This is a genomic window from Streptomyces sp. NPDC052101 (assembly GCF_040680235.1).
Classification (GTDB): Bacteria; Actinomycetota; Actinomycetes; order Streptomycetales; family Streptomycetaceae; genus Streptomyces.
This window is the reverse complement of the sequence record NZ_JBFAWH010000050.1, coordinates 1-12,311: the sequence shown is the minus strand read 5'-3', so window position 1 is coordinate 12,311 and position 12,311 is coordinate 1. Positions and strand designations below refer to the sequence as shown.

The 12,311-nt window shown below is 66.5% G+C and carries 11 protein-coding genes and 2 pseudogenes; 8 read left to right on the top strand and 5 right to left on the bottom strand.

The genetic code is table 11. From position 1 onward, the window contains the following. Nucleotides 1-234: 234 nt before the first annotated feature. Entirely contained in the window at nt 235-927 is a 693-nt protein-coding gene (locus AB0L75_RS40325) for a TetR/AcrR family transcriptional regulator C-terminal domain-containing protein (RefSeq protein ID WP_365191257.1), read from the bottom strand. A 53-nt stretch (nt 928-980) separates the two neighbouring features. Between AB0L75_RS40325 and AB0L75_RS40320 the strand changes: the two genes are divergently transcribed. Beyond that, entirely contained in the window at nt 981-2,099 is a 1,119-nt protein-coding gene (locus AB0L75_RS40320) for an NAD(P)/FAD-dependent oxidoreductase (RefSeq protein ID WP_365191256.1), read from the top strand. Nucleotides 2,100-2,663: 564 nt separating this feature from the next. On the opposite strand, the gene AB0L75_RS40315 is transcribed toward AB0L75_RS40320, so the two are convergent. Then, the gene (locus tag AB0L75_RS40315; protein ID WP_365191255.1) at nt 2,664-5,009 is read right to left on the bottom strand and encodes a hypothetical protein; all 2,346 of its coding nucleotides are present in this window, start codon (nt 5,007-5,009) and stop codon (nt 2,664-2,666) included. Nucleotides 5,010-5,223: 214 nt separating this feature from the next. Between AB0L75_RS40315 and AB0L75_RS40310 the strand changes: the two genes are divergently transcribed. Beyond that, the gene (locus AB0L75_RS40310) at nt 5,224-5,682 is read left to right on the top strand and encodes a hypothetical protein (RefSeq protein ID WP_365191254.1); all 459 of its coding nucleotides are present in this window, start codon (nt 5,224-5,226) and stop codon (nt 5,680-5,682) included. A gap of 255 nt (nt 5,683-5,937) precedes the next feature. On the opposite strand, the gene AB0L75_RS40305 is transcribed toward AB0L75_RS40310, so the two are convergent. After that, the gene (locus AB0L75_RS40305) at nt 5,938-6,645 is read right to left on the bottom strand and encodes an HNH endonuclease family protein (RefSeq protein WP_365191253.1); all 708 of its coding nucleotides are present in this window, start codon (nt 6,643-6,645) and stop codon (nt 5,938-5,940) included. A 74-nt stretch (nt 6,646-6,719) separates the two neighbouring features. Here AB0L75_RS40305 and AB0L75_RS40300 point away from each other — a divergent pair, with 74 nt between their 5' ends. From AB0L75_RS40300 to AB0L75_RS40275, 6 genes and pseudogenes are all read left to right on the top strand, one after another. Next, nucleotides 6,720-6,914 carry a hypothetical protein gene (locus AB0L75_RS40300; protein WP_365191252.1) on the top strand — a complete coding sequence of 65 codons (195 nt, stop codon included), beginning with the start codon at nt 6,720-6,722 and terminating at the stop codon, nt 6,912-6,914. A 123-nt stretch (nt 6,915-7,037) separates the two neighbouring features. After that, nucleotides 7,038-7,178: pseudogene (locus tag AB0L75_RS40295) on the top strand (transposase); the annotation flags it as partial. Nucleotides 7,179-7,824: 646 nt separating this feature from the next. Continuing rightward, a complete protein-coding gene (locus tag AB0L75_RS40290) occupies nt 7,825-8,172 on the top strand; it encodes a hypothetical protein (protein WP_365191251.1) in 348 nt (115 codons plus the stop codon). Between the two features lie 130 nt (nt 8,173-8,302). Beyond that, nucleotides 8,303-9,040 carry an ATP-binding cassette domain-containing protein gene (locus tag AB0L75_RS40285; RefSeq protein ID WP_365191250.1) on the top strand — a complete coding sequence of 246 codons (738 nt, stop codon included), beginning with the start codon at nt 8,303-8,305 and terminating at the stop codon, nt 9,038-9,040. Continuing rightward, a complete protein-coding gene (locus AB0L75_RS40280) occupies nt 9,037-10,287 on the top strand; it encodes a hypothetical protein (protein WP_365191249.1) in 1,251 nt (416 codons plus the stop codon). The genes AB0L75_RS40285 and AB0L75_RS40280 overlap by 4 nt, the downstream gene beginning before the upstream one ends. Continuing rightward, nucleotides 10,274-10,909, top strand: a complete 636-nt coding sequence (locus AB0L75_RS40275) for a hypothetical protein (RefSeq protein ID WP_365191248.1) — start codon at nt 10,274-10,276, stop codon at nt 10,907-10,909. Before AB0L75_RS40280 ends, AB0L75_RS40275 begins: the two co-directional genes overlap by 14 nt. A gap of 295 nt (nt 10,910-11,204) precedes the next feature. On the opposite strand, the pseudogene AB0L75_RS40270 reads toward AB0L75_RS40275, so the two are convergent. Both AB0L75_RS40270 and AB0L75_RS40265 read right to left on the bottom strand, forming a co-directional pair. Then, nucleotides 11,205-11,401, bottom strand: a pseudogene (locus tag AB0L75_RS40270) (transposase); the annotation flags it as partial. 112 nt (nt 11,402-11,513) lie between these two features. Continuing rightward, nucleotides 11,514-12,074, bottom strand: coding sequence for a transposase (locus AB0L75_RS40265; RefSeq protein ID WP_365191285.1), 561 nt, complete (start codon nt 12,072-12,074; stop codon nt 11,514-11,516). Nucleotides 12,075-12,311 lie beyond the last annotated feature (237 nt).

The following is a 12,311-nucleotide window of genomic DNA, read 5'->3' as shown; positions in this document are numbered from 1 at the left end:
CCGAGAGGCTGCCGCCATGGAGTTGACGCCCGATCAGACCGCATTGGCGGTAGAACGTCACGACTGCCCGAACTGTGACGCGCCCGCCGGCAGCGCCTGCCGCACCCGGGGCGGCAAGACCGCCGCGAAGTAGCACACCCCGCGCTTCGTCCTCGTCCCCGCGCTCCGCGAGGAACTCGAAGTCCTGGTCCCCGCCGAGCCCGACCTCGCTCACATTCGGGCAAGAGCTGAGCGTCACGCCGACGGCCGGGTGAGTTTGGCGGCCACGGCGTCGAGGACCCAGTCCAGGCCGGTCGCGAAGGATGTCTCGGCGTCCACGTCCGTGCCGTCGTACACGGCCTTGGCCAGCGCCGGGAAGCGACCTGTGGCCAGCATCCTCGTCACATGCGGGCCGGAGGCGCGCTGCCAGTCGCGTTTGGACAGGCCCGTGGCACGCTCGGCGCGCAGGTTCGCGATCTCGCGCCTGATCGCGCCGGTGAAGTAGGCGCTGACAGTCTCCACGGCACGCATGACGGTGTCGATGTCGGCGAGGCCGTCGAGGGCGGCCAGCGTGGCCTCGGTCACGGCGAGGCCGTTCGGGCCCAGGGTCGGGCGGCCGCCGAGCAGGTCGGCCAGCCATTCGTGCCGGAGTGCGGCCTGCCTGGTGCGGTGGGCGAGGATGCGCAGCGCCTCCCGCCAGTCACCGGCCTGCTCCTCGGGGAGAATCTCGGCCTGGACCTCGTTCACCATGAGGTCGAACAGCTCCTCCTTGGTGGAGATGTATCCGTACAGCCGCATCGGGCCGGCGTTCAGCCGGGCGGCGACCTTGCGCAACGACACTGCCTCCAGCCCGCCCTCGTCGGCCAGCGCGATGGCGGCGGCGACGATCCGCTCCCGGTCGAGCGGCACGGGGCGAGTCGGCGGCTCCGGCCGGTCCCACACAGTCATGATCACACCGTTCTGTTGCGATGCATCATATCGGGGAAATACAGTGTATCGACATGAGACATCGTATCGCTGTGGTCGGGAGCGGCCCTGCCGGCCTCACCTTCGCCCGTGTCCTGCACCGCCATGGCTACCCCGTCACCGTCCTCGAACGCGATCCCGCCCCCGACGCCCGCCCCCCGGGCGGCACGCTGGACCTGCACGAAGGGCTGGGCCAGCTCGCACTGGACAAGGCAGGGCTGCTGACGGAGTTCCAGGCGCTGTCCCGCCCCGAGGGGCAGGCCATGCGCATCCTGGACACGGACGGGACCATCCTGCGCGACTGGCGACCTCGTCCAGATGACCGGGCCAATCCCGAGATCGACCGCGGGCAACTCCGTGACCTGCTGCTCGGCCCTCTCGACGTCCAGTGGGGGCGGGCCGTGACGCAGGTAGTGCCGGGGACCCGGGATGGCGCACTAGTCCAATTCGCGAACGGGCGACGGGAGACGTTCGACCTCGTGGTCGGCGCGGACGGCGCCTGGTCCCGGACCCGCCCGGCAGTCTCATCGGTGACGCCGCACTACACCGGCGTAACCTCGGTCGAGACCTCCCTGGACGACGTCGACACCCGCCACCCCGACCTCGCCCGGCTGATCGGCGACGGTTCCGTGGCCGTGTACGGCGTGAACCGCTCCCTCGTCGCCCAGCGCAACAGCGGCGGCCACGTCAAGGTGCACGCCCAGTTCCGCGCGCCGCTGGACTGGCACACGAACCTGGACCTGGCCGACGCCGATGCCGTGCGATCGAGCCTGCTGGCTCTGTTCGACGGCTGGGCCGCTCCCGTCCTCGACCTCCTCCGCCACGGCACCGCTTTCGTCCACCGCCCCCTCTACGTCCTGCCCGTGTCCCACACCTGGACCCACGTCCCCGGGGTGACACTGCTGGGCGACGCCGCCCACCTGATGCCACCCTTGGGGGCGGGTGCGAACCTCGCCATGCTGGAAGGCGCCGAACTCGCCGAGTCCATCGCCACCGGCCCTGGAGATCTGGACGAGGCCGTCCGCGCCTTCGAGGAACAGATGTGGGCACGGGCCGGCAGGTGGGCGAAGATCACGACGGCCGGTCTGGAACGCCTCGTGAGCCCGGACCCCGCCGAAGCCCTCGCCCTCTTCGACCAAGTCCAGCCATCCTGACTGCCAAGTGCGAGAGCACCAGCACCAACAGCTCGCCACGGCTTCGCGGGCCGGTAGGGCAATTCGCTGCGCAGGTCGTCCAGGATCCGTTCAATTCACACTGCGGACTCGTCGGGAAACCGCAGATAGACAGGGAACGGACACTCGTCGACAGGAAGGTGGGGGCCACACCCACCGAAACGCATACTTCAACTATGCGGTCTCTAGACATGCATAAAACACATCCTGCACTACGGAGTTGCGGGAGATGTCCGCACCGCCCCCCACTGGTGGGACGACGGCGTCGCCCGGATCGCCATCCGCGCCGGCACCCGCGCCAAGACGACTGGAAAGGACACCGACAACCCTCCTGGGAGTGACGGACACCGCTCCCTCCCGGACGAGACCATCACAAGCGATGGCCAGTCGAGCGGATGACGGGCAGTTCGAGGGGCTTGGCCGCCTCCAAGACGCGGTCGACGGGGCCGGTTCGGCCGGATACGCGACGGCCCCCGCACACCCCGGAGACGCGGGGTATACGGGGGTCGTGCGCCACTACAGCGCTTCGGTCACCACACGGTCCGGCTAGCTGCCCGGGGCGCGGCGGCGTCGGAACCAGACGAGTGCCACGCCGGCCGCGAGCAGTGCTGCGGCGATGGCGGCGACGGTGAGCACCTGGGCGCCGGTGTCGGCGAGGCCTCCGCCCTTGTCGCCGTCGTCGCTGGTGGGCGGTGTGGCGGGCGGCTGGCTCGGTGTGTGGCTGCCGGACGGGGTGGGTGCCGGGGTGGTCGGGTGCCCGGTGCTGCCTGACGGGGCCGGGGTCGGCTTCGTCGGCGTCGGCTTCGGGGAGGGCGGGGTAGTGGAGGTGTCGGTGGTGCCTCCGAGGTAGAGCATGCTCGGGTCGTCCGCGTCGTTCGTCATCGCCTTGACGCTGTTCTTCGTGGTGCGCGGCAGGTTGCGGTGCTGCGCCTGGAAGCGGAGCTCGGTGATGTTGCGCTTGGGTGCCTTGGAGAAGTCGACGCCGCCGACTATGTACACCATCACGCCCTGGTCGGTGTCGACGTTGTACTTGAACTCGCCGTTCAGGTAGATCTTCCGGTACCGCTGGAACAGCTCGTTCTTGTCCCACTTCTGGTTCGGGGCGCGCAGCGGCCACCGCTTCACATCGTTGCTGTTGATGATGCTGTGGTAGTCGGTGGGCGTCTTGGCGTCCTGGATGCGGATCCACTCGGCCGCGACGCGGGAGGTGTAGACGCGCCGCAGGTCCGCGTACTGGGGTGCGGTGTTGACGGTCTTCTCGACCGCCGGGACGATCATCCGGTTGATGACCGCCTGCGCCTGGTCACGCTGGGCCTTAGTGGGGTGGCAGGCTGCTTCACCGCCGCCGGGCTGGGTGGTGAAGTCCTGCTCGACCGACTTCAGGCGCAGCGGGGCGTCCAGGATGTAGATCCCGCCGTCCTGCTCGCGGACCTTCGCGGGCTTGGGTTCGATCCAGTTGCGGATCGTGGTGAAGCACGGGCGGCCGTCGACCCTGGGGAGTTGGGCCCAGAAGCGTTTGCCGAGGTCGGTCCCCGGGTCCATGGCCTTGAAGAAGTCGTGCTTCATCTGGAGGTCAGCCTCCAGTAGCACGCGGCCGGCGTCGGTGGAGGCGAACTTGGAGTCCATGATCCGGTCGGGCTGGTCCGGGTTGAGGTTGACCCAGAACTTGTCCGGCGTGAGTGCCAGCCAGGTGAAGAAGGAGTCCGAGATCAGCTTGGCCTTGGCCTTGCCGCCGAAGGACGGGTTGCCGTCGGGGTCGGGGTTCTTCCTCGCGGAGAACGCGTAGTCGATGCCCTTGCCCTTCACGGGCCTGCCCACGTACTTGAGTTCGAGGCTGGTGAAGTCGACGCCGCCCGGGCCCCGGCCGCGGTTGCCGCCCGGGTCGAGGGAGCGGACGTAGGCGTTCTCCCGCTTGGCGATCTCACGGGTGGGCGGAGAGCCGTCCACGATCTTCGCCGCACCGCCGGCATAGGAGTACCGTCCGGGCGGGGCAAGGTTGGTGTCCACGCGCGAGTACTTGGTGCGCTGGTACTGCGGGAGCCCCAGCGCGCGGTGCTCGTAGGTGGTCAGGCGGCGCTGGCCGAGGTTGTTGCGGCCGAACTCCTGCCGGAACTTGTTCATCAGCGAATTCGTCTCTTTGGACTGCTCATCGCCGAACACGTACCGCATGCGGTAGTTCTTGTACTTCGGGTCCTTCATCAGGGCCCGGGTGGCGGCGTTCTGCTTGTCGTCGTGCTGGCCGCCGGCCTTCGCCTCGACGAACTCGCCCGTCTTGTGGTTGACCGCGTCCAGGCGCCGCCGGTACACCTTGCCGGTGTCGGGGTCCTTGACATCGATCTCGACCTCGCACAGCCATTCCGGGCCGTGCAGACCGAGATCGTTCACGAGCTTGCGGTGGAAGGCGTCACCGCGGCGGTTGTTGCCGTAGGTGCCGATGTAGTCGTTCCTCAGGTACGCGTCGAACGACGGCGCCTTGCGCTTGCCGGAGCGCTGGTTGAGGTTGTAGCGGGCGTAGACGCGGCGCGGGTCGTCCTCCTTGTACTTCCGGTAGTTGCGTCCGATCTTCTTGAGAAAGGCGTCGCGCTCCTGCGGATCGTCGGGCAGCGTGAGGCCGTCGAAGGACTCGCGGGGGTTGTCGTAGCCGTAGGAGTCCCAGTCGATCGCGGGGCGCACGCTGCCGTCGGTCTCCCACGGCTGGGAGCCCGGCGCCGCCGGTGTGCCGGAGGTGCCGAACTTCTGGTCGCAGGGCTTGCCCGGACTCGGCGGCCGGCGTGCCGCCTCGGCCTGCCCGGTCAGCTGCGGCAGTCCGCTGAACGCCATGATGCCGGCGCAGGCGAGAGAGACCGCAACGCGCATCAGATTGCGCCTGCGGCGGGGTATGGGGTGGCTCACGTAGCTTCTCCCGTGAGGGGCCCAGAAATGGTGAGAGATGCTCAGAATCCCGGGGCGCCAGGGGCCCCCGTGGTCGGTGGCGCCGCCGAAGCCCACACCCTAAAGGACTCACCATGTTCAGGTCATGACTGTTTCACGGCGCGCCGGGCCTCAACTGGCAGTCCACACACGATCGTTACTGGACCACCAGACGTGCTGCGTATGCTCGGGCGCCATGAGCACTGGCGACGAGAACGAGTGGACGGGCAACCCACTGCTGAAGCAGTGGCTGAGCGAGCGGCAGGACGCCTTCGAGCTGTGGGCGGCCCAAGCGGGTGGCAGCTGGGACTTCACCATGGAGTCCGTGGACCGGCTTGAGGCCCTGATCCGGTCCCTTTTCTCCTCGTCCGGCGAGATCGAGGCCGCCCAGGACACCGCGTTCGTCCAGGGCGCCCACTGGTACCTCGGGGAGGTGTTCGCCCGCGCTCACGGCATGGAGTGGCAGCAGCGCCCCGGAGGCGACCCGGAAGATCTGCCCTTCGTCATCCAGGCCGGAGGCACCGGAGGTATCGGGGCGGATGACGAGGGCGAGGAAGAGGAGCTGGCCGTCCTCTGCCCCGCCGACGAGATCGAGGCCCTGTTCCTGCGTGACGACGACAACCACCTCCGTGACGCCCTCGAAGGCTGGTTCTAGCCGCTGTGAGCGGCGCGGGCCGCGTTCTTTCAGGAGTTTCCCCCCGATGGGTGCGGCCTCCTGCCAGGCCTGTTCGCGTTCTGCCCATTCGCGAGATCTCGCATCGGCACGAACCGCGGTGCACGCTCCTCCTGTCAGGGCGGCGCCCCCGGACGGACCAGGGCTTGCGGGGCCAACCCCTCCGCGATCCAGAGTTCGACCGTTGCGTTCATCCACGCGTGGCTCCGTCACGCCCAAAGCAAGGAAGTGTCATGCCTACAACCCGGGTGGCAGAGAGCCTCCGATGACTCGACGGCGCGTAGACCCGCGCCCGCCACACCTCGGGAGGTACCCGCTGATGGCTCCCGCCGCCACGCGCGCAGTGATCGCCGCCCACTTGACCGACGCGCTGGCCGGCGAGCGCAGTGCGATACCGAGGGGACCGTTCGGGTTGGTGCAGGTGTCGAGCATCGAGGACAGCGCTGGCTTCTCCTTGTCGGTGGTGGTCAGCTTCCAGACCGACTTGATGTGCGTGTAGTCCTTGGCGTACGTGCACCAGAAGGCGTGGTTCGTGGGCTTCCAGTCGGCCGGCCCGCTGTCGGACTTCGAGGAGTTCGCGGACTCCGAGGCGATGAGCAGCTGGGGGTCCTTCAGGTTGTTGCCAAAGGCCTTGCGCTGACCGGCACTCCAGGTGTCGGCGCCGGAGCGCCAGCCTTCGGCGAGGGGGACCATGTGGTCGATGGTGGCCTTGGCGACGTCGGTGACGCTGGTGTCGTCGTAGACGGAGTACCACGTGCCGAAGACGGGCTGGCAGTGGTCGGGTTCGTCCTGGACGTTCTTGCCGTCGCGGGCAAGGACGTCCTGGCGGGTGGTGGAGCCGTCCGGCTGGGTGGACCAGATGTCGGACTTGTCGCGGGCGTAGCCGTCCAGGGAATGCGGTGGGGCGATGGTGAGCGCGGCCAGCTCCGCGCGGGCGATCGCCACAGGCGGCGGCGCGGGCGGATCGGCGAGAGCCGGGGCGAGCGTGACCGGCAGGGGGTGTGTCCGTTGCGCCCTGCATGGACGAACTTCTCGATCCCGCCTTCGGCATGCCGGAGCTGTACGAGCCGCGCCTGCCGCTGCTCACCCTCACCGAGGCGCACCAACTGCTGGACGCCCTGCAGCACTTCGGCACGACCGACCACGACTGGGGCGCCCAGGCCCGCCACTTCGCCGCCGAATTCGCAGCACGCGTCCCCTCACGCGCCCCCTGACGATCGGCCCGCCCTGCTCTGCGAGGAGATGAGTCGCGACAGCTCCGTTCGGTGTCGCACGGTCTTGGCGGCCCGCCGCCGCGTGCAGGATTCCCGGAACGGCACGTAAGCGGTGGAAACGGCCGCCGTCGTGTCCCACACGGCTCCGGCCTCGGCGTGGACCGCTGGGTGGTTGAACGCACCATCGCCTGGTTCCACGGCTTCCGGCGCCTACGCATCCGCTGGGAACGACGGGATGACATCCACGAAGCAGTCCTCGGCCTCGCCACCTGTCTCATCACACACCGGCACGTCCAACGCCTTTGTCAGGACCTCTTGACGTCCAGTAACGCAACCTCAACCTGGCGGCGTGAACGAACGGACTCCACAGCGCCGCCCCATCCAACCTGGCTCGAAGAACTTCTGCGGGACAGCCTAGGACGAATCCAGGACGGGTCCAGGACGGTCGAAGGACCCTCGTACGTAGCGTCTCCCACGGGGTGGTCAGCCGTCGCCGGCGGGCCGCGAATCCCGTCGCCCAGCTGAGTGGAGTCCACAAGAGGGTGTCTTCAAGTTGTGGGTGGGGTCGGCGCGTCGAGGAGGCTGGTGGTGTGCGGGTGTCGTGGCAGGCTTCCGCGTCAGGCCGCCGCGCTGTGCCGCCGGCAGCCTATCCCCACCAAGATCATCTCGTGGCCCGAGACAACTTGACGGCACCGGATCGGGGCCTCTCCACGGTGCACTGCCCCACCATCGTCCGCCGTTTCACGCCGGGTCCACCCAGACGGTCTGCCAACCGCCAGGAGCATCAATTTCACGGATGGCCACCGGCACCTGACAAGAAAGGGGAAGGTCCCCTCACGCCCTTGCCGGGAGGCCGGTGCGATCACTGACGGCCCGGCAAGGGATTCATCCACCATCAACGGAGGAAACCATGATGCGCAACCCCAAGGTGACATTCAGTGGAATACGCAGATCCGTCGCGATCGGCGGACTTTCTGTCCTTGCTATCGCAGGGATAGCCCCGGTCGCCATCGCGTCGGGCACGAGTGGGACGACGAACGGCTGCTACTCGACGTGGGGCAGCACGGGCACCAACGCGCACTGCACGAATCCGAGCATTCAGATGGATGGCGCCGTCCGGAACCATGCGTCGTGTGACTTCCAGCCGGACAAGGTCTCCGAATGGATTTGGACCACCAAGGGGTCGGTTTTCGACAACTGGGGGCAGCTCGACTGCGCTTGGAACATCAGCCGCTCACGTGTTGAGTACACCACCTGATATCCCAGACAGCGGCAGGCCCGGGGTCGTGATGACCCGGGCCTGCCGCGCCCATCGTCGTCGTCTGAACTGTGAGTAGGAAACTATGGGTCCCGTTCGGGAAGCAGCAGAATCCGATGTGGTGGCGAGAGTGACCGATCTGGTTCAAGGGTACTCCAAGAATCCGGTCATAGCAGGGCTTACGATCGAGATCGAGGCTGGAGTTCTGGGACTTCTGGGACCGAACGGCGCGGGCAAGACCACGTTTTTGCGAAGCCTGGCAACGGTGCTGCCTCCACGAAAAGGGAGGATCGAGATCCTCGGCGAGGTCATCGATTCACCACGTGCCGCTCGCGAGGCGCGCCGGAACATCGGATTCCTGCCGCAGGACTTCGGTTACTATCCCAGCTTCACGGTCACCGAATTCGTCGAATACTGTGCATGGCTTCGCGACACACCTGCCGGACGCAGGCCGAAGGATACGGCTGACGCGATCGAGCGGGTCGGCCTCATGGGCCGCGCGAAAGAGAAGATGGGTGCACTCTCCGGCGGCATGATCCGACGGGCCGGCATTGCCGCGTCAATTGTCGGAACACCCAAGCTGGTCATCATGGATGAACCGACGGTAGGGCTGGATCCGGCGCAGCGTGTGGAATTCCGAGAGCTGATAAGGGACCTTGAGGAAACCGCGGTCATCGTGAGCACGCATCTCATCGAGGATGTTGCCTCAATCTGCTCCGAGATCGCTGTGATGGCCGAGGGGCGCATCCGATTCCGCGGTACGCAGGCCGAGTTGTGCGGTTTCGCCCATGGGCGGTCGCCGGGGGATACCCAGCTTGAACGCGGATACCTAGGGCTTCTCAAGCCCGGGATGGAGCACCTCGTATGAGGATCTTCATGACAGAGATCAGACGTTCCCCCTTGCGTTGGTGGCTTCCCGCACTCCTGGCCGTCGATCTTCTGGCGATATTTGGCCGCAGCCGTTACTGGATAGGCGAATGGCCGCAGACGAGCGTTCAGGCGCAGATTCCTGCCTTCTATTTCGGGCCTGCCGCGGCGGCCGCAAGCGCGTGGGCTTCGGGGCGCTCCCGGAGGCGAGGTGCCGATGATCTCATGAGAGGGGCGGCCAGAAAGATCTGGCAACCGAACGTCGTGCAACTAGCCTCGACCTTGTGCTACTTGGTCGGCGTTTACCTTGCTGGATGTCTCACAGCGGCTACGGCGTCGGAACTTGGGGTGCACGGCTCTGGGTTCCTCTGGCCCAGCTACATTGCACTCGGGCTCGCACTGGTGGTTTCTTTTGCCGCCATCGGGCATACAATCGGTCGCATCGTTTCAGCCCCTTACGGCGGTTCCGCGATTGCAGGGCTGGCATGCCTTGCGTGCGTAACGTGGCTAGGCGACCAGAACTCGCTGGGTCTGTTCACAATATCGGGTGCGCCATTTCTGCGAGTGCGGACAGTGCCGCTGCTGGCCCGTTTTGCCTGTGCCCTGGTGATCATTGGCGCAGGTGGCCTGGCACTGCATTACTCCTATACGCATCGTGCGGCCAGAGCTATTCGCCCTGGAGGTGTGTTCTTCGCTGCCATGCTTCCCGTTCTGGGACTCCTCCTGGTGGCAGGTCCGGTACAGGGCGAGCGAGATCCGGCGGAAGCGCGGCAAGTGTGCACGAAGACCGTGCCGAAGCTCTGTTTCTGGTCAGAGGACTCGAAGTATCTCAGCACTGCCACGGCGATGGCGGACCGCGCAGCGGCGCTACCGGCTCCATTCGTCAGTCCGCCGCTCCTCACGGAACAGGGTCTGACCGGAGAGAAGACGAGCGTCACCTCTTTCTACGTCCTTGAGGGATCGATGTGGGATCCTGCGGAATCGATGGCCGGTGCGATTCTGACTCACACTCGACCGCCTAAATGCACCAAAACGGGCAACTTGTCGGAACCTGCAATGGTCGCTTCCGGTAATGTCACCATGTGGCTGGCCATGCGGATCTACGGCGGAGTCCGGCCGGCCGGGATGCATGGCGAGCCGCCGGGTGTCGATATGGCGGCAGTAGAGCAAATCCTCAGACTTCCGGCCGAGCGCCAGGACGCATGGGCGTTGTCGCAGTGGGCCGTGGTACGCGATGCGCTCTGCTAGCGCGCTGACGACGACCGCGCTGTATCTCCGCGCGCATGCCATCCGTTCGTCCGCGACGCTCTTTGCCATCGCTCTCCTGGCGGATCTCACTCTCGGCACCCAGACCGTCGATTTCCCATCGGTCCGGCCCGGCGGATCGTTGAGCTTCCCGCTCGAACACGAAGTGGCCCTGATCATTGCTGTACTTGTCGGGCAGAGCTTCAGCAGTCATATGGGGTCATTCGAAGAAGCAGGCGCGATCGGCTTTCAGCACTACAGAACCCGACATCTACTCTCGGCCTGCCTGCTGGCCTTGGCCACATCCGCCGCGATCTTTGGAATCGCTGGAAATGCGCTTGCCGCTCAGCACCTCCGGGCCATGCTCGGGGACATAGGCATAGCTCTGGTTTCGGGTCGCCTGTTCGGCTGGGGGCTGTCATGGATACTGCCCGCGTGCAGCATCTTTCCAATGACGTATCTCGCCCAGGACACCACAGGCCATCACCTGCCCTGGGACTGGGCGGGCCGGCCACCGTACGACCCGGAATCCTGGGGAATCGCCATCCTCGTGTCGACGATCGGCGTCGTGAGCTTCTTCCGCGACCGGCGCGTCAGGGTTTTGACCGGCAGGGCGAGCCGGTGAGTCAGGCGTAGAGGCGTGTGTTGGACGCTCACCCCTGCTACGAGTTCACGAGCGGCAGCCATACGAGCAGTGCCATCAGGAGGTGAGTGAGCACCGTCCGGTAGGCCCCGACCCTGGACACGACCACCCCGAACCCATCCCCGTCCCCAGCGTCTGCACTCCGCCCCACATCCGACCCGGCTCCGCCACGGCCCCTACAGCCACCGTCCGCCGCCCACCGGTCCCTGCCACCGCTGTGACCGCACCCGATACCGCGAAACCACAGCACACGACGGCCCCGCCGCTCGGGCCGTCAACCGAAGCCCAGCTCCTGCGGCAGGTACTCCCACTGCATCCCGGTATGCAAGACGCACAGGATCCCGCAAGCGCCTGCCGGTCCGGTACCCTCGGCCGCCCTCCGCCTGCTTTCGGCGCCGGCTCTGGCAACACCGGCTCGATCAGCGACCACAGTTCATCCGACACGATCCACGGCCGCGGCTGACGTTTCCCCACGGCCAGGCCAACGACCACCCGAACCGAAAGTCATATGATCAAAGGCTTCTGTTAGGGCCTCTTAACGTTCGAGTCGGGGTCTGGCACAAGTTCCGGATGCTGTTGGTGATCTTCAGGCCGTCAGTCTTTGGCAGAGCCGCTGGAAGTGGGTGCGTGGTCGGGGTGGAGAGGTCGGTGTTGTGCCGGGCGGGAAGCATTCGCTGAGACGGACGATGTTGGTTCCGGCAGCTGTGAGCACGTGTTGGACGTGTGTCTTCGCCAGGCCGCGGTAGAGGCAATGACGCAGGCCGTGAGCGTGGACCGTTTCAGACACCGTTGCTTCGCAGCCCGCCCGGATGGCATACCTCTGCTGCCAGTTGCTGGTCTTCTGGTCTCTCCAGACGTGTGTCTGGATCTTCTGCTGGGCTTCTGGCAGGAGGAGGATGTGGCGTCCTTTGCCATCGACATTGCCCCCGCACTTCATGCGGTCGTCGCATTCCCGGCATGCCCTGCGTGGGAAGAGGACGGACAACCGGCGATGCCCGTCGCCCAGGGCGGGTTTCCAGGGCGGGCTGGTGATGCCGTTGGGGCAGGTGACGGTGCGGGTGTCCCAGTCGATGTGGAAGTTCTCCTTCGTGAAGCCCGGCCGCTGGGCGGACTGCGGGTCGTCGCGGACCGGGCCGAGCAACCCCATCGCCACCGCGGCCACCCCTCCGACCGCCGAAACCGCCCCGCTCCCACCAGAGCAGCACCACAAAGACATCAACAGAGGCACGGTCGGCAGACTTCACTCCACCGAGTGGAGATCACCAACAGCATCAGTTCCGTGATTTCCTGTCTCAATCGATTTGGCCCCCGTCTCAGGTGATCTGGTCCGATTCGCTTGTCATCTCAGACGGTTCGGGCCGGCATTGCCTTTCCGAGGCAGAGC